General features: G+C 72.5%; 13 protein-coding genes. 8 read left to right on the top strand and 5 right to left on the bottom strand.

What is annotated here, in order from left to right:
* Positions 1 to 36 precede the first annotated feature (36 nt).
* Positions 37 to 1797, bottom strand: a complete 1761-nt coding sequence (treZ, locus tag OHT52_RS03820; protein ID WP_328718696.1) for a malto-oligosyltrehalose trehalohydrolase — start codon at positions 1795 to 1797, stop codon at positions 37 to 39.
* Positions 1798 to 2062: 265 nt separating this feature from the next.
* Here treZ and OHT52_RS03815 point away from each other — a divergent pair, with 265 nt between their 5' ends.
* Together OHT52_RS03815 and OHT52_RS03810 are read left to right on the top strand one after the other, a co-directional pair.
* Positions 2063 to 3538 (top strand): GH1 family beta-glucosidase, encoded by a 1476-nt coding sequence (locus tag OHT52_RS03815; RefSeq protein WP_328718695.1) that lies wholly within the window; start codon positions 2063 to 2065, stop codon positions 3536 to 3538.
* A gap of 59 nt (positions 3539 to 3597) precedes the next feature.
* Positions 3598 to 4737: an alpha-L-fucosidase gene (locus tag OHT52_RS03810; RefSeq protein WP_328718694.1), complete on the top strand. Its 1140-nt coding sequence runs from the start codon at positions 3598 to 3600 to the stop codon at positions 4735 to 4737.
* Between the two features lie 62 nt (positions 4738 to 4799).
* Here OHT52_RS03810 and OHT52_RS03805 read toward each other — a convergent pair whose 3' ends face one another.
* Positions 4800 to 5408, bottom strand: a complete 609-nt coding sequence (locus tag OHT52_RS03805; RefSeq protein ID WP_328718693.1) for an NAD(P)-dependent oxidoreductase — start codon at positions 5406 to 5408, stop codon at positions 4800 to 4802.
* 146 nt (positions 5409 to 5554) lie between these two features.
* Here OHT52_RS03805 and OHT52_RS03800 point away from each other — a divergent pair, with 146 nt between their 5' ends.
* From OHT52_RS03800 to OHT52_RS03785, 4 genes are all read left to right on the top strand, one after another.
* Positions 5555 to 5893 (top strand): winged helix-turn-helix transcriptional regulator, encoded by a 339-nt coding sequence (locus OHT52_RS03800; protein ID WP_328718692.1) that lies wholly within the window; start codon positions 5555 to 5557, stop codon positions 5891 to 5893.
* Positions 5894 to 6009: 116 nt separating this feature from the next.
* The gene (locus OHT52_RS03795) at positions 6010 to 6615 is read left to right on the top strand and encodes a DUF1707 and FHA domain-containing protein (RefSeq protein ID WP_328718691.1); all 606 of its coding nucleotides are present in this window, start codon (positions 6010 to 6012) and stop codon (positions 6613 to 6615) included.
* Positions 6616 to 6836: 221 nt separating this feature from the next.
* The gene (locus OHT52_RS03790) at positions 6837 to 7508 is read left to right on the top strand and encodes a DUF2238 domain-containing protein (RefSeq protein WP_328718690.1); all 672 of its coding nucleotides are present in this window, start codon (positions 6837 to 6839) and stop codon (positions 7506 to 7508) included.
* Between the two features lie 128 nt (positions 7509 to 7636).
* Positions 7637 to 8179 (top strand): GNAT family N-acetyltransferase, encoded by a 543-nt coding sequence (locus tag OHT52_RS03785; protein WP_328718689.1) that lies wholly within the window; start codon positions 7637 to 7639, stop codon positions 8177 to 8179.
* Between the two features lie 113 nt (positions 8180 to 8292).
* On the opposite strand, the gene treY is transcribed toward OHT52_RS03785, so the two are convergent.
* Positions 8293 to 10701, bottom strand: coding sequence for a malto-oligosyltrehalose synthase (treY, locus tag OHT52_RS03780; RefSeq protein ID WP_328718688.1), 2409 nt, complete (start codon positions 10699 to 10701; stop codon positions 8293 to 8295).
* 184 nt (positions 10702 to 10885) lie between these two features.
* Positions 10886 to 13066 carry a glycogen debranching protein GlgX gene (gene glgX / locus OHT52_RS03775; protein ID WP_328718687.1) on the bottom strand — a complete coding sequence of 727 codons (2181 nt, stop codon included), beginning with the start codon at positions 13064 to 13066 and terminating at the stop codon, positions 10886 to 10888.
* 393 nt (positions 13067 to 13459) lie between these two features.
* On the opposite strand from glgX, the gene OHT52_RS03770 reads away from it, so the two are divergent.
* A complete protein-coding gene (locus OHT52_RS03770; protein ID WP_328718686.1) occupies positions 13460 to 14692 on the top strand; it encodes an SAV2148 family HEPN domain-containing protein in 1233 nt (410 codons plus the stop codon).
* Between the two features lie 84 nt (positions 14693 to 14776).
* Complete coding sequence (locus OHT52_RS03765) at positions 14777 to 15487, top strand: exonuclease domain-containing protein (protein WP_328718684.1); 711 nt, start codon at positions 14777 to 14779, stop codon at positions 15485 to 15487.
* 98 nt (positions 15488 to 15585) lie between these two features.
* Here the strand turns inward: OHT52_RS03765 and OHT52_RS03760 are convergent, their stop codons facing one another.
* A complete protein-coding gene (locus OHT52_RS03760; protein ID WP_328718683.1) occupies positions 15586 to 16476 on the bottom strand; it encodes a phosphotransferase enzyme family protein in 891 nt (296 codons plus the stop codon).
* Positions 16477 to 16570 lie beyond the last annotated feature (94 nt).

The following is a 16570-nucleotide window of genomic DNA, read 5'->3' as shown; positions in this document are numbered from 1 at the left end:
GGCTCGGCCACCCGACCGGGCGTCCCGCCCACCGGGTCACCCGTCCGCCAGCACCACGCACGACTCGGCCGGCAGTCGCAGCAGGCCGTCCGCGCCCGGGGCCTCCACCGGCTCCCAGGCCGCCAGCACCCGCCCGGCTGCGGCCCGGTGCCGTCCGCCGCCCAGCGGGACGGCGGCGGGCCGGCCGGCGAGGTTGACCGCGATCCGCACGTCGCCCCGGCGCAGCGCCAGCCACCGGGCCTCCTCGTCGAAGGCGACCTTCACCGAGGCGAGGTCCGGGTCGTGCAGATCGGGTACGGACCGGCGGAGCGCGATCAGCTCCCGGTACCAGGCGTGCAGCCGGTCGTGCGGTGCGCGCTCCGGTTCGCTCCAGTCCAGGCAGGAGCGTGCGCGGGTGGCCGGGTCCTGCGGGTCCGGGATGTCCTCCTCGGCCCAGCCGTGCGCCCCGAACTCCCGCCGCCTGCCGTCGCGTACCGCCTCGGCCAGCTCCGGATCGGTGTGGTCGGTGAAGAACTGCCAGGGGGTCCGCGCCCCCCACTCCTCGCCCATGAAGAGCATCGGGGTGAACGGGCCGGTCAGCACCAGCGCCGCCGCGCACGCGAGGAGGCCGGGGGAGAGGGCGGCGGCGAGCCGGTCGCCGAGGGCCCGGTTGCCGATCTGGTCGTGCGTCTGGGCGTACCCGACGAAGCGGTGGGCGGGGGTGCGGGTGACGTCGACCCGGCGGCCGTGCGACCGCCCCCGGAAACTGGAGTACGTGCCGTCGTGGAAGAAGGCACGGGTCACCGTCTTCGCCAGCCCGGCCAGCGGTGCGGTGGCGAAATCGGCGTAATAGCCCTGCGCCTCGCCCGTCAGGGCGGTGTGCAGGGCGTGATGGAAGTCGTCGTTCCACTGGGCGTGCAGCCCCAGGCCGCCCGCCGCGCGCGGGGTCGTCGTACGGGGGTCGCAGAGGTCGGACTCGGCGATCAGCGTCAGCGGCCTGCCCACCTCGGCCGACAGGGCGTCCACCCCGGCCGCCAGTTCCTCCAGATACGTCAGCGCCCGGGTGTCGGCGAGCGCGTGCACCGCGTCCAGCCGCAGCCCGTCGAGACGGTAGTCGCGCAGCCAGGCCAGCGCGCTGCCCAGCAGATACGCGCGCACCTCGTCCGAACCCGGCGCGTCCAGATTGACCGCCGCGCCCCACGGGGTGTGGTGCGTCTCGGTGAAGTACGGGCCGAAGGCCGGGAGGTAGTTGCCGGACGGGCCCAGGTGGTTGTGGACGACGTCCAGCAGGACCGCGAGGCCCAGCCCGTGCGCGGTGTCCACGAACCGCTTCAGCCCCGCCGGGCCGCCGTACGGCTCGTGGACGGCCCAGAGCGACACGCCCTCGTACCCCCAGCCGTGGGTGCCGGGGAACGGACAGACCGGCATCAGCGACACGTGGGTGACGCCGAGTTCCGCCAGATGGCCGAGCCGGCGCGCCGCCGCGTCGAAGGTGCCCTCGCCGGTGTACGTACCGACGTGGAGCTCGTACAGCACGCCGCCCGGCAGCCCGCGTCCGGGCCAGTCGCTCCGCCAGACGTGCGCGTCCTGGTCGACCACCGCGCTCAGCCCGTGCGGCCCGTCCGGCTGGCGGCGGGAGCGCGGATCGGGGAGCGGTGGCCCCTCGTCCACCGAGAAGCCGTAGAGGTCACCGTCGGCCGCGTCCGCCTCCGCCGTCCACCACCCCGCACGGGACTCGTCGCGTCCCATCGCCTGCCGTGTGCCGGACAGCCGGAGACCGACCGACCCCGCCCCGGGGGCCCACACCTCGAACCGCATCCGCCACTCCCCGTCAGTCGTGTCAGTGATTCGTATGAATAGCCGGATGTGCCGGAGGGAAGTCCGGACCGGCTTCCATGATCGGCTGAAGTCCTGCGCCCGCCCCGGAATACTGGACCGGTTCCACGACGGGCGACCGAAGAGATGTCCCGTGTTCCGTGCATGCGCGCACAGGAGTACGGAACACCCCTTAAGGTCTGCTCTGATCATTGCCCTGCCCGATCCTGCTCATACGTACGCCGACGTACGGCTGATGGAGGCCGAAATGACCGTTCCGAAGTTCCCGCCGGGCTTCCTCTGGGGAGCCTCCGCCTCCGCGTTCCAGACCGAGGGAGCCGTCGACGCCGACGGGAAGGGCCTCTCCGGCTGGGACGCCTTCGCCGCCGTGCCCGGCCGCATCAAGGACGGTACGGACACCACCCGGGGGACCGGTTTCCTCGAACACTGGCGCGAGGACGTCGGCCTCCTGGCCGGGCTCGGCGCCGACGCCTTCCGCTTCTCCATCAGCTGGCCCCGCGTGGTGCCCGGCGGCAGTGGCGCGGTCAACCCGGCCGGACTCGACTTCTACGACCGGCTCGTCGACGAACTCTGCGCCCGGGGCATCACCCCGGCACCGACGCTCTACCACTGGGACACCCCCCTGCCGCTGGACGAGGAGGGCGGCTGGCTCAACCGCGACACCGCCTACCGCTTCGCCGAGTACGCGGGCATCGTCGCCGAACGGCTCGCCGACCGCGTCCCCATGTGGATCACCATCAACGAGCCCGCCGAGGTGACCCTGCTGGGCTACGCCCTCGGGGAGCACGCACCCGGCCGCACCCTGCTCTTCGACGCCCTGCCCGCCGCCCACCACCAGCTCCTCGCCCACGGACTGGCCGTCCGGGCGCTGCGCGCCGCCGGGGCCGCCAACATCGGGATCGCCGTCTCGCACAGCCCCGTCTGGACGGCCGGCGACTCGGACGAGGACCGGGACGCGGCCGGGCTGTACGACACCCTCACCAACTGGCTCTTCGCCGACCCGCTGCTCGCCGGCCGCTACCCCGACGAGGGATTCGCCGCCCTGATGCCGGGCCCGGTCGCCGACGACCTGAAGACCATCTCCACCCCGCTGGACTGGTACGGCGTCAACTATTACAACCCCACTCTCGTCGGCGCGCCCCGTCGGCCGGAGGTGCTCGAATCCTTCGCCGGGTTCGACATTCCCGCCGAACTCCCCTTCGGCATCAGGGAGATCGAGGGATACGAGAAGACGGACTTCGGCTGGCCCGTCGTCCCGGACGGACTGCGCGAGACCCTCGTCGGGCTCCGCGCCCGCTACGGCGACCGGCTGCCGCCGCTCTACATCACCGAGAACGGCTGCGCGGTGGACGACGCCGTCAGCGACAGCCGCCGGATCGCCTTCCTGGAAGGCCACTTGGGCGCCCTGCACGCCGCGATCGGTGAAGGCGTGGACGTGCGTGGCTACTTCACCTGGTCGCTGACCGACAACGTCGAGTGGACCGAAGGGGCCAGCAAGCGCTTCGGGCTCGTCCACATCGACTACGAGACCCTGCGCCGGACCCCGAAGGAGTCCTACGCCTGGTACCGCGACGTCATCCGGGCCCAGCGCGCGCCCGACGGGGCCGGGGCGGCGGGGGACGGGCCGGCGGAGCCCGTGGCGCCGGGGATCGAGATCATCGGGCAGCAGGCCGCCGGTGCGGCGGAACCGGCCGGAGCCGAACCCGCCGTCGGGCCCGCCTGAACCCGGGGCGGGACGGGCGGGGCTTCCCGGCGGGGCCCCGGTGACCGATACTTCGCGCCATGGTTGCTCAATGGTGGACCCAGGCCGGCCTGGGGATATTCGTGCACTGGACGCCCGCGTCGGTACCCGGCTGGGCCTCGCCCCGCACCGCGCCCGCCGACCTCCCCCTGGCCGGGCGAGCCGCCCCGCTCGCCTGGACCCCGTACGCCGAGTGGTACGAGAACGGGCTCCGCTTTCCCGGCAGCCCGGTCTTCGCCCACCACCGGGCCACCTACGGGGACAAGCCCTACACCGACTTCGGCCGGGAGTTCGAGGACGGGCTCGCGAGCTGGGACCCGGCCGCGTGGGCGCGCGCCTTCCGTGCCGCCGGGGCCCGTTACGCCGTCCTGGTCACCAAACACCACGACGGCTACTGCCTCTGGCCCTCCGAGGTCCGCAACCCGCACCGCGCCGGCTGGCACACCGCCCGTGACGTCGTGGGCGAGTTCGCCGAAGCGGTCCGGGCCGAGGGGCTGCGCTTCGGGGTGTACTACTCCGGCGGACTCGACTGGACCTTCGACAGCCGCCCGGTGGGCACCGCCGCCGACATGCTCGCTTCCGTGCCCCGGGGCCGCTACCCCGAGTACGCCGACGCCCAACTGCGGGAACTCGTACGCCGGTACCGCCCGGACATCCTCTGGAACGACATCGCGTGGCCGGCCGGCGCCCCCGAGATCCGGCGGCTGATCGCGTACTACCGCTTCACCGTCCCGCACGGAGTCGTCAACGACCGGCTGCTGCCGCGCTCGCCGCTCTGGCGCACCTTCGGACTCCCGGTGGCCGGGGCGCTGTACGACCGCTGGGAGCGGCGGACGGTCGCCCAGGGCGAGGGCTTCGTGCCGCGCAAGCCGCCCTACTACGACTTCCGTACACCGGAGTTCGCCCGCTACACGGGCCCCGACCCGTACGAGATCACCCGCGGCATCGACCACAGTTTCGGGTACAACCGCAACTCCCCGTCCGACGCCTTCCTCGGCCGTGACTCCCTCACCGCCCTGGTCCGGGACACCGCCGCGGACGGCGGCAACCTGCTGCTCAACGTCGGACCGCGCGGCGAGGACGCCACCATTCCCGAGGAGCAGATGCTGCGGCTGCGATGGCTCGCGGAGAGGGCGGCGGAGAACACGAGGTCCACCCGGGCTCCGGAGAACGCCGGCTGATCGCGGGCGGGCGGGTGGGTAGGGAGCGGTCCCGGCCCGGGCCACCCGCCCCGGTCCGGCGTTCAGTTGCTGATCGCCGGGGCCTCGCGCAGGTGGGTCAGGTCGGTCACCTGGCCGAGGAGGAAGGACGCCATGTCGGCGCGGCTGAGGGAGAGACCCACCACCGCGTGGCCGTAGTGACCCACCTTGATCTCCCCGGTCGCCGGACCGTTGTCGAGTTTGGCCACGCGGACCAGCGTCCAGTCCAGGTCGCTGGCGCGCACCGCCTCGGCTGCGGCGCGCACTTCGGCCCACGCGCGGGGCGCGGCGGTCTTGACGAACCGGACGAGGGCCTTGAACTTCAGATCCGGCAGGTCGGCCGGGTCCGGCACGCTGCACGTGGACACCACGACCAACCGTCCGACCCCGGACGCGTCCATCGCGGCGATGATCCTGCGGGTGGCGGCGCTCTCCGAGCCGACGCCCTCGATGACGGCATCGGCGCCGCGGACCGCTTCGAGGATCGCTTCCTCGTCGTCGAGTTGGCCGGCCACGACGGACAAGTTCGGGTGCGAGACGAGGAGTTTCGCCGGTGTGCGGGCGTAGGCCGTGACGATGTGCCCCGCGTCGAGGGCTTGACGCACCAGTAACTGGCCCATCCGCCCGGTCGAGCCGAAGATCGTGATCCTCATGGAGTGCCCCCTTCGAAGAACCACTAAAGATTCTTTAGCGGTAGGGGGTGACGCTACCACGGCGGTCACCCGGAAACCCCCCCAGGCCGTGTCCCCCTGCCCGTCGGGGCGGGCAAGGGGCGGGCGCGGCCTAAAATGGCCACACCATGAATCAACCCGAAGACCTCCAGACAGCGCGGTGCATGGAGATCCTGTCGGTCGTCGGTGACCTGTGGACCCTGGCGATCGTGATGACCCTGCAGAAGTCGGAAATGCGCTTCAACGAACTGCAGCGGGCCATTCCGAAGGTCAACGCCGTCACTCTGACCAGCCGGCTGCGCAAGCTGGACGACGCCGGCGTCGTCGTACGGGTCGCGGAGTCGAGGAGCAAGCAGTCGGCGGTGTACGGCCTCACCCCGTTCGGCCGGAAGCTGCTGCCCATCGTCGAAGCCGTCCGCACCGTGGCGCTCGACCTGGAGCGCTCGGGAGAAGCCCCCACCGGTTGAGGAGCCCCCACCGGCTGAGGAGCCCCCGGCCGGGCCTCCTCGGCGCGTCGCCACCCGGTCCGGTCCGCCGACGCCGCTTCTGGACACCCCGGGCCGCTCGGCCCGACAATCACCGGGTGACGTCTTCCTCCGAGTTCCACACGTATCCCGCGCGGGTGTCCGACGTCCAACGCGACCGTGTCCTCGACGTGCTGAGGGAGGGCGCCGCCCAGGGACGGCTGTCCCACGACACCTTCCTGCGCCGGATGGAACTCGCCCTCGCCGCCCACCGGCCCGAGGACCTGGCGGCCCTCACCGCCGACCTGCGCGAGGAGCGCGTGTGGAGCCGCGGCCTGTTGCGCGCGGTCGGCACGGTCTCCGGTTTCCCCGGCCGGCTGCGCATGGCGTGGCAAGCCGGGAAGCTGCCGCGGCTCCTGCTGCCCGCCCCCGGACCGTACCCGCTGCTCATCGGGCGCGACCCGGGCAACGGACTGCGGCTCAACCACGAGACGGTCTCCCGCAACCACGCCGAACTCACCGCACGGGGACGGATCTGGCTGCTCCGCGACCTCGGCTCGACCAACGGCACCTGCGTCAACGGACAGCGGGTCGTCGGAGTGGTCCCGGTCCGCGAGGGCGACCAGGTGAGCTTCGGCCACATGACCTTCCGCCTGACAGCGCCCCCGCCCCTCCCGCCGGAGCGGCGGCCGGACCTCCCGCCGGACAGCCCGCCGGCCCTCTGAAGCGGGCGGCGCCCCGGTCGTCGTCGGACCCGCGGGTGCGGACCGCCCGGGCGGGACCGGGGAACGCACCCCACCGGCGCCCCCATGGCGCCACCTCGCGCGGCACGTGCCCTCAGCCTCCAACCAGGTACATGAGCACGGCTGTTGAGTAGCGGCACTCAGTCCCGGGCTCCTCGGGCCGGCCGAGAATGGCGGCACAGCCCAGACAAGAGGAGCGCGTGATGCCCGCCACCCACCCGTCCGTCGAAATCCCGTCGGAGGTTCCGTCGACCACGGGCCGCCTGCTGCCCGCCGTTCTCGCACCGGCGGTCGCCGTGGCGCTGGCCGTGTCCGCCTGGGGCGCCAAGGAACCCGGCACCTGGGTGCTGGAAACGGTGTGGGTGATGATCGGCCTGCCGGCCCTGTTCCTGCTGCGCAAGCGGTTCCCGCTGAGCGGCCTGCTCTGTGGACTGCTGGCCGTCCACGCCCTCGTCCTCATGGTGGGCGGGCACTACACGTACGCCGAGGTGCCCGCCGGTGACTGGGTACGCGACTGGTTCGGTCTGGAACGCAACCCGTACGACCGCCTCGGCCACCTCATGCAGGGGTTCGTGCCCGCGATCCTGGTCCGGGAACTCCTCGTCCGCACCTCGCCCCTGCGCGGCAGCCGCTGGCTCCCCCCGCTGACCGTGTGCGCCTGCCTCGCCTTCAGCGCCGTCTTCGAGATGCTGGAGTGGCTGGCGGCGGTGACCGGAGGAGAAGCCGCCGACTCGTTCCTCGCCACCCAGGGCGACGTGTGGGACACCCAGTGGGACATGTTCTGCGCGCTCATCGGCGCAGTCTGCTCCCTGCTGCTCCTCAGCCGCCCGCACGACCGCAGCCTCACCCGCCTCGCGACGCACGGGAAGGGCTGACGGCTGTGGCCCGGGCCGGCGACGCGGGGGCGGCAGCGGCTGCCAGGCACGGAGAGGCCGTCGAGCACGCCCCCGGTGACGACGGAAATCGCAGGACGATCCGAAGGGCCGCGCCGGACAATGCCAGGGTGAACTTCGTGACCGACACCCCCCGGGTCGAGGACGCCCCAGCCCTTGCCCACACCCTCCTGGCGGCCTGGCTACTGACCTACCCCAACCAGGACGCGGGGATCGACGAGGCATGGATCCGGGCGCAGCGCGGCGACGTGGTCACCGACGAGGGCATCGCCCGGTGGCAAGGGTTCATCGACGAGGCCCAGCGTCGACCCGCACACCGTTTCTGCCGTGTCGTGCGGGAGGAGGGCGAGATCATCGGCTTGCTGTGCGGGCGTCGCGACGACGACGGCGGAGCGGTCAGTCTCGGACCGATGTACTTGCTGCCCCGGGCGCAGGGCCGGAGCATCGGAGGCGAGTTGATGGTGGCCTTCCTCACCTGGGCCGGCTCCGCACCCGTCCGCCTGTGGGTCACCGCCTACAACGACCGGGCCATCGACTTCTACCGGCGCCACGGGTTCGAGGACACCGGCGAGCGGCACTTGTGGCGGGACAAGCTGCCGAACCTCCGGATGGCCCGGCCCGGCCCGGGGGAACAACGCGAAGACCGGCCCTGACCGGTTCCACCGCGGCGCCCGGGCACGCGCGGCCGTCAGCCTTCCGCACGCGCGTCCGCCCACCTGCCCGGGCCGCCCCGCACGCCTCCGGTGTGTCGGTCGCGTCCCCCGTGTCACCCACGCTCGTGACCGGTACCCCTGGGCCCCCTCCTGAGCAGCGCGACCGGGCGTGCGGCGAACAGCTCGGCGGCCGCCACCTCACCGCCGCCGAACTCCCCCTCCTCGGAGAGGAGATCGTGCCAGGGACCGGAGTCCGGCAGTGGCAGGACGGTGTCCCGCCAGCCGCCCGCCTCGGCCAGCCGGAGCGAGAGCCGGGTCACCGCCGTGACCACCTCGCCCGACCGGCAGAACGCCAACGCGTGCGCCGCCGCGGGACCCCGCGCGGTGAGCGGGGCGTACGTCCCCGACTCGCCGAACACGGACGGAAGCGCGGCGCGGAGCCGGAGCGCGGCGGCGGTCACCCGGGCCTTCTCGCCCGAGGTGCCCGCCGCAGCGGCTGCCCGCACCGGCTCCGCGAAGGGCCTCCGATTGTCCGGGTCCACCAGGGCGAGGTACTCCACCTCCGATCCCTGGTAGAGATCGGGAACTCCGGGCATCGTCAGATGGACGAGGGCCGCGCCCAGCACATTGGCCCGCACCTGGGGGGCGAGCGTACGGGCGAAGGCCGCGAGGAGCTCGCGGGCGGGACCCCCGGCGCTGCCGGGCCCGGCAGCGACGAAGTCGGACACCGCACGCTCGTACGAGGGGTCGGGCTCGGTCCAGGTGGTGTGCAGACCCGCCTCGCGTACGGCCTTCAGCAGTGCGGGCTCCAGCCTGCCCGCAGCCTCGGAGGCCGGCAGGTCCACACAGCCGAAGGCCGACTGCCAGGCCTGCCAAGCGAGTTGCCCGTCCGGGGCACGGGCCGGAGTCGCGTCCGTCACCTGACGCATCAACTCCGCCCATCGGGCGGGGCATTCGGAGAGGACGGCGATCCGGGCGCGGACGTCGGCGCTGCGCTTCGTGTCGTGCGTGGTGAGCACCGTGCCGGTGGTCGGCCAGTCCCGGGCCAGTCGGGAACAGAACGCGTGGAATTCGGCGGGCTCCACCGCGGGCCTGCCCGGCCGCGCGCCCACCTCGGTCGCCGAGATCAGCGGTACGTACCGGTAGAAAGCGGTGTCCTCCACGGACTTGGCGTGCAAGGCGGACGCCGTCTGGGCGAACCGGGCGCAGAAAGAGGCCTGTTCGGGGCCGCTCCCCAGCCTGCCCAGCGCGAGTTCCCGCACCACGTCGACCGCCCCCGCCTCCTCGGGTACGGAGAACGCCGCTTTCGCGTCCCGTACCGCCGCCTCGGGGAGGGCCGCCTCGGCCGACTCGGAGACGGGGCCGCCCGCACCGACGTACGGCCGGTACACCGGGACCCGGACCAGCAGTTCGGTCACGGCGGTGTGCAGCGCCCACGGGGCGTGGTCGCGCAGCCGGGAGTCCCGCGCGCAGATCCGTACGGCCAGCCGGGTGAGCCAGGCCGTCTCGGCAGCGAGGTCGTGGCCGACGACGTGCCGTGCGGCCCGCCGCGCGGTCTCGGTCCAGGACCCGCCCTCTTCGGCGGGCGGCCCGGCGAACTCGCGGTAATGGCCCAGTAGTCCGGCGGCGCCGAGCGGGTCGGTGAAGAGCCCGTCGATGCGGTGCAGCGCGTCGTAGCCGGTGGTTCCCGCCACCGCCCAGCCGGCCGGGAGGGTCTCCTCGCCGGTGAGGATCTTCTCCACCACCGTCCACCGGCTGCCGGTCCCTTCGGCGAGGCGTTCCAGATACCCGGCGGGATCGGCGAGTCCGTCCGGATGATCGATGCGCAGCCCTTCCACGACACCGTCCCGGACGAGTCCGAGGATCTTGCCGTGCGTGGCGTCGAAGACCTCGGGGTGTTCGACGCGCACGGCGATCAGGTCCGAAATGGTGAAGAAGCGGCGGTAGTTCAGCTCGGTGCGGGCCAGCCGCCACCAGCCGAGCCGGTAGTGCTGGGACTCCAGCAGCTCGGGCAGCGCGAGCTGCCCGGTGCCCGCGCGGAGCGGGAACTCCTGCTCGCCGTACCGCAGCACCCGCCCGTCGACCGCGAACCGCCCCAGCTCCTCGCCGACCGGCCCCGCGAGGACCGGCAGCAGCACCTTCCCGCCGCCGCCCTCCCAGTCGATGTCGAACCAGCGGGCGTACGGCGAGGACGGACCTTCGCGCAGCACCTCCCGGAGCGCCTCGTTGTGGCGCGGGGAGGCGGCCATGTGGTTCGGCACGATGTCGACGATCAGCCCGAGCCCGTGCGCGCGGGCGGTCGCGGAGAGCCTGCGCAGCCCCTCCTCGCCGCCCAGCTCGGCGCGGACCCGGCCGGGATCGGTGACGTCGTACCCGTGGCGGGAACCGGGCACCGCCTCCAGGACCGGGGACAGGTGCAGATGGGAGACTCCGAGCGAGGCGAGGTACGGGACCGCCTCCCCGGCATCCGCGAAGGTGAAGTCCGGTTGGAGCTGGAGCCGGTACGTGGCGGTGGGCGTCATGCCCGGTTACGTACCCACTCGCGGCCCGTCCGTGTCATCCGCCCCGCTCCCGGCTGCCCGCGACCGCACGGATGCACCCGGCGGAATTCACCCGGACGGAGGGCGCGGGACACTCCGCCGCAGGCCGGGACGGGGAAGCGCGGGCGCCGGGGGCCTCGACGCGCGCGCTTCCCCCGCGCACCACTCAGGCGGGCCGCTTCAGCACCGTCAGGCTCCGGCCGATGAGCGAGAGGTGTTCGCCCGCCGCGACCTTGGGCCCGCTCCCCGGCGGCACCCCCTCCGGGCGGCCCGTGTCGACCACGACCTGCCACTGTTCGCCGTGGTCGACGGGGACCGCGAAGTCCAGCGTCTCCGCACCCGCGTTGAACATCAGCAGGAAGGAGTCGTCGAAGATCCGTTCGCCGCGCGGTCCGGGCTCCGAGATGGCGTGCCCGTTGAGGAAGACGGTCATGGCCTTGGCATGCGCCGCCTGCCAGTCCCGCTGGGTCATCTCCTTGCCCTCGGGCGTGAACCACGCGATGTCCGAGAGGTCGTCGTGGGTGCCTTCGACGGGACGTCCGTGGAAGAAGCGGCGCCGCCGGAAGACCGGATGGTCCCGGCGCAGCCAGACCATGGACCGGGTGAACTCCAGCAGCCCGTCGCCCGGCCTCCGTACGGCCTCCGCGTCCCCGGCTTCGGCCTCCCCGTCCGGACCGGCCCCGCCCCGCTTCGGCGCGGGATCGGGCCAGTGCACCCAGGAGAGTTCGTTGTCCTGGCAGTAGGCGTTGTTGTTGCCGTCCTGCGTACGGGCGAACTCGTCACCGTGGCTGAGCATCGGCACGCCCTGCGAGAGCATCAGCGTGGCGATGAAGTTGCGCATCTGGCGGGCCCGCAGCTCCAGCACCGCCGGGTCGTCGGTCTCGCCCTCCGCGCCGCAGTTCCACGAGCGGTTGTGGCTCTCGCCGTCCCGATTGCCCTCGCCGTTGGCGTCGTTGCGCTTGTCGTTGTACGAGACGAGGTCGTGCAGGGTGAACCCGTCGTGGCAGGTGGTGAAGTTGATCGAGGCGAGCGGCCGCCGGCCGTCGTCCTGGTAGAGGTCGGAGGAGCCGGTCAGGCGCCCCGCGAACTCCGCCAGCGTCCGGGGCTCGCCCCGCCACAGGTCGCGCACGGTGTCGCGGTACTTGCCGTTCCACTCGGTCCACAGCGGCGGGAAGTTGCCGACCTGGTAGCCGCCCTCGCCGACGTCCCAGGGCTCCGCGATCAGCTTCACCTGGCTGACCACCGGGTCCTGCTGCACCAGGTCGAAGAAGGACGACAGCCGGTCCACCTCGTGGAACTGGCGGGCGAGCGTCGCGGCCAGGTCGAAGCGGAAACCGTCCACGTGCATCTCGGTCACCCAGTACCGCAGCGAATCCATGATCATTTGAAGCACGTGCGGGGACCGCATGAGCAGCGAGTTCCCGGTGCCCGTGGTGTCCATGTAATAGCGCTGGTCGTCCGTCAGGCGGTAGTAGGAGGCGTTGTCCAGCCCTCGGAAGGAGAGCGTCGGTCCCAGGTGGTTGCCCTCGGCGGTGTGGTTGTAGACCACGTCGAGGATCACCTCGATGCCCGCCTGGTGCAGCGCCCGGACGGCCTGCTTGAACTCCAGCACCTGCTCCCCGCGGTCGCCCCAGGAGGCGTACGCGTTGTGCGGGGCGAAGAAGCCGATGGTGTTGTAGCCCCAGTAGTTGGCGAGTCCGGCGTCGGCCAGACGGTGGTCCTGGACGAACTGGTGCACCGGCATCAGTTCGATCGCGGTGACGCCCAGCTCCGTCAGGTGGGCGATCACCTCCGGATGCGCCAGGCCCGCGTACGTCCCCCGCAGCTCCTCGGGCAGGCCCGGGTGGAGCATCGTCAGGCCCTTCACGTGGGCCTCGTAGATCACGGTGCGGTGGTAGTCCGTCCGCGGTCTGCGGTCGTCGCCCCAGTCGAAGTACGGATTGACCACGACGGAGCTCATCATGTGCGGCGCCGAGTCGAGGTCGTTGCGCGCGTCGGGGCGCCCGAAGGGGTAGCCGTACACCGCCTCGCCCCACTCGATCTTCCCGGCGACGGCCCGCGCGTAGGGGTCGAGCAGCAGCTTCGCGGAGTTGCACCGCTGCCCGTTCTGGGGTTCGTAGGGTCCGTGCACGCGGAAGCCGTACCGCTGGCCCGGCATGATGCCGGGCAGGTAGGCGTGACGGACGAAGGCGTCGGTCTCGCGCAGCTCGACCGCCGTCTCGGAACCGTCGTCGTGCAGCAGACACAGCTCGATGCGGTGGGCGGCCTCCGAGAAGACCGCGAAGTTGGTCCCGGCGCCGTCGTACGTGGCGCCGAGCGGATACGCCTGTCCCGGCCAGACCTGCATAGATATGACTCTTCCACTTCTGATCCGGGTGTGGTGCGGTTCTTCAGCCAGATAATCCCCGAAAGTGGCGCGCGTACCTAGTACGTCGGCCGGTGCGGTCGCGAACGGGAGGCGCCGTGCGCCGTATACCCCGGCGCGGGCCGTCAACACGCCGCACCGCCTTACACCCCTGCGGTCCGCCCGGTCCGCAGGAACCTCCCCACCACCCCGAACACCGGGCGCCGACCGGACACCTCACTATGAATCAGCTCACTCCGCCGCGTGACCGGCCAGGGAACCCGCGTTTTCGGTACACCAGTTGACGGAGCGTCCTCGGCAGGGGGCTGCACGGGTCCGTGCTCGCGGAGTACCCTTCCGTGATCGTTGGGTGGGGGAGTGGAAGGCGGTGTACGGGTGAGCTCGGGAGGGTTCGAGCTGCCTCCGGGTGACGTGAGTCACGAGGGGGAGTCGAACGACGCGCCGCCCGGGACGGTATCCCTGGCGCAGCCCCTGGAGATCGGCGCGGAGCTGGGCTGGAGCGCCGAGGACTGGGGCGAGGTGCGGACTCGTGCCCAGCGCGCCGGGCGTGCGTACATCTGGCTGAATCTCGTCGAGCAGCGGCTCCGCGCGGTCGTCGCCGCCGTGCTGCGGCCCGTCTACGCGCCGGTGAACGGCGAGGACTGGGTGGTGGCCGCCGCCGGGCCCGCCGGGCAGGAGTGGGTGCAGCGGGCCGTCGCGGTACGTGAGGTGTCCCGCAGGAAGGGCTATCTGCTCGATCCGGCCGACGACAACGTCCTGAGCTTCCTGACCCTGCCCCAGCTCCGCGAGCTGATGGTCCAGCACTGGCCGTGCTTCGAGCCGTACTTCGACGACCGGCGCGACGTCGAGCTGGCGCTGGACGAGCTGGAGGTCGCGCGCAACGTCGTCTCCCGCAACCGCGCGCTCAACGAGGCGGTCCACGCCCAGGCCGAGCGGGCCTCCCAGCGGCTCCTGACCATCCTCGGCGGCGGTGCCGCCGTGCCCTCCGCCGACCGGCTGCCCGTCGACGCCGTGGAATCCCTGGTCGGCGACCGGTACGCCGACGTGGTCTCCGTCCACCCCGACCGGGTCCGGCTGCAGCGCCAGCTCCCCGCCGAGGACCTGTTCGGCAACTCCCGCCGGCTCGACGCGATCGGCATAGGGCTCAACCTGCTCGTGCAGAACTTCTCCGGACGACGGCTGGTCCGGCTCGCCGAGACCGGCTGCCGGATCAGGCTGCTCTTCATCAACCCGGCCAGCAGCGCGGTCCGCCGCCGCGAGAGGGAACTCAGCCTGCGCAAGGGCGAGCTGAGCCGGTCCGTCGAGATGAACATCCTGCACATGCGCAGGGTGCGGGCCCGACTCCGCGACCCGGGGGCCTTCCAGATCCAGGTGTTCGACGAGACCCCGCGCTTCACCGCCTATCTGGTCGACGGCGACGGACCGGGCGCGGTGGGCGTCGTCCAGCCCTACCTGCGCCGCGCACGCGGGATGGAGGCGCCCGTCCTGGTCCTCCGGGGCGGCGGGCGTGCGGTCGTCCGGGTGGGGCAGGAGGCCGAGCACGGACTGTTCGAGACGTACCGCGAGGAGTTCGAGTCGGTGTGGACCGACTCCCGGCCCGTCTCCTGAGCCGGACCGCCCGCCGACCGGTGTGTCAGTGGTGCGTGACAGGGTGTTCCTCACTGGGGGTAAGCACCACGGAGGAGGTACGGGATGAGCTGGCACCGGGAACCACTGGTCGGCTTCGACCTGGAGACGACGGGCACGGACGTCGAGACCGACCGCGTCGTCACGGCGGCGGTCGTGCGGCTGGATCCGGACGGAGCGGTCTCGTCGGAGCGGACCTGGCTGCTCGATCCGGGGGTGGCGATACCCGAACAGGCTTCGGCGATCCACGGCATCTCGACGGACCACGCCCGCGAGCACGGCGTCCCGGCACCGGTCGCGATCGAGGAGATCGCGGAGACCGTCGCCGGGGTCCTGCGCTCGGCAACCCCGCTGGTCGTGATGAACGCGCGCTACGACCTGTCCCTGCTGGACCGTGAGTGCCGGCGCCACGGACTGCGGTCGATCACCGAGCGGCTCGGCACGGCGCCCTCGCCGGTCGTCGACCCGCTGGTGCTCGACAAGCACGTCGACAAGTACCGCAAGGGCCGGCGTGCCCTGCACGCGCTGTGCGCGCACTACGGGGTGTCGCTGGACGACGCGCACGACGCCAGGGCGGACGCGGTGGCCGCCGCCCAGGTGGTGCGGCGCATGGGCGAGCTGCACCGGCCGGTCGGGGCGATGCCCCTGACGGACCTGCACGACCTCCAGGTGGTGGCCGCCGCCGCGCAGTCGGCCTCGTTGCAGGCGTACCTGCGGCGGACCGACCCGACGGCCGTCGTCGAACCGGCCTGGCCGGTCATCCCGCGGAGCCGGTAGACCGGTGTTCCGGTAGGGCCGGGGCCCATGGGCGGACGACGGGCCGCGCACACCCCGCGTGCCGTCGGCCGGCGCACTCTCCCTGGTCAGACCCGGTCCTAGAAGGGGTACCACCGCACCTCGGGGTCGTTGTCCCGGAGCGAGGCGATGCGGCGGCGGAACTCGGCGAGCGCCTTCGGGCCCGCCGGTGCGTGCTGGGCGACCCAGGCGCAACTGGCCGTCTCCCGGGCCCCGCGCAGCACGGCACAGCCGTCCCACTCCCGTACGTCCCAGCCGTAGGCGGCGGTGAACCCGTCGTACGCCCCGGCGGGCAGCCCGTACCGGTCCCGGGACAGGGCGAGCACCACGAGGTCGTGCTCGCGCAGGTCGAAGGAGAAGGTCTCCAGGTCGACCAGGACGGGGCCGTCCGGTCCGACATGGACGTTGCGCGGCAGTGCGTCGCCGTGCACCGGGCCCGGCGGCAGGTGGGGTACGAGGGCGGCGGCGGCAGCCGCGAAGCCGTCACGGCGTTCGCGCAGGTAGTCGGCGTCCGCCGGGTCGACGGCGTCGCCCGCGAGGTGGAGCCAGCGCTCGACGCCGCCGAGCAGTTCGCGGCGGGGCAGGGTGAAGCCTTCCGGCCCCGGCAGCGCGTGGACCAAGGTCAACAAAGGGGCCAGATCGCGCGGTTCGGGTGGCCGTACGGCGTCCGGAAGCCGGTGCCAGAGGGTCACCGGGTGGCCCTCCACGATGCGGGGCGCGGACTCGGCGGCCCGTACGGCGGGAATCCCGGCGTCCGCGAGCCAGCCGGCCACGGCGACCTCGCGTTCGGCGCGTTCGCGCAGCTCCGGATGGTGCGTCGCGTCGCGGCCGACCTTGACCACCAGACCGCCCACGGCGAAAGCCGCATTCTCGCCCAGCGCCAGGAGTTCCGCCCCGGAGGCGGAGCCGGGAACGCCATTTCCGGCCAGTCCGGCAGCGGTCAGTACCTCGCGCGCTCGCTCTTCTTTCATGGCCTGATTTTCGCATTCACGCAGGCCACCTTGACGAACGGTCGGCCCGTCAGGACCATGACGGGGGCCGGGTGAACGGCCAGAGCGGCAGAAA

Origin of the sequence: Streptomyces sp. NBC_00247 (assembly GCF_036188265.1) — a bacterium.
Taxonomy (GTDB): Bacteria; Actinomycetota; Actinomycetes; order Streptomycetales; family Streptomycetaceae; genus Streptomyces.
The sequence above is the reverse complement of the archived record's forward strand: the minus strand, read 5'-3'. Positions and strand labels throughout refer to the sequence as shown.

Bases quoted from the DNA above. Each gene is read 5' to 3' on its own strand.
- OHT52_RS03760 (WP_328718683.1), bottom strand. From the start codon at position 16,476: ATGAAAGAAGAGCGAGCGCGCGAGGTACTGACCGCTGCCGGACTGGCC.
- treZ (WP_328718696.1), bottom strand. From the start codon at position 1,797: ATGCGGTTCGAGGTGTGGGCCCCCGGGGCGGGGTCGGTCGGTCTCCGG.
- treY (WP_328718688.1), bottom strand. From the start codon at position 10,701: ATGACGCCCACCGCCACGTACCGGCTCCAGCTCCAACCGGACTTCACC.
- OHT52_RS03800 (WP_328718692.1), top strand. From the start codon at position 5,555: ATGAATCAACCCGAAGACCTCCAGACAGCGCGGTGCATGGAGATCCTG.
- OHT52_RS03810 (WP_328718694.1), top strand. From the start codon at position 3,598: ATGGTTGCTCAATGGTGGACCCAGGCCGGCCTGGGGATATTCGTGCAC.
- glgX (WP_328718687.1), bottom strand. From the start codon at position 13,066: ATGCAGGTCTGGCCGGGACAGGCGTATCCGCTCGGCGCCACGTACGAC.
- OHT52_RS03765 (WP_328718684.1), top strand. From the start codon at position 14,777: ATGAGCTGGCACCGGGAACCACTGGTCGGCTTCGACCTGGAGACGACG.
- OHT52_RS03805 (WP_328718693.1), bottom strand. From the start codon at position 5,408: ATGAGGATCACGATCTTCGGCTCGACCGGGCGGATGGGCCAGTTACTG.
- OHT52_RS03815 (WP_328718695.1), top strand. From the start codon at position 2,063: ATGACCGTTCCGAAGTTCCCGCCGGGCTTCCTCTGGGGAGCCTCCGCC.
- OHT52_RS03790 (WP_328718690.1), top strand. From the start codon at position 6,837: ATGCCCGCCACCCACCCGTCCGTCGAAATCCCGTCGGAGGTTCCGTCG.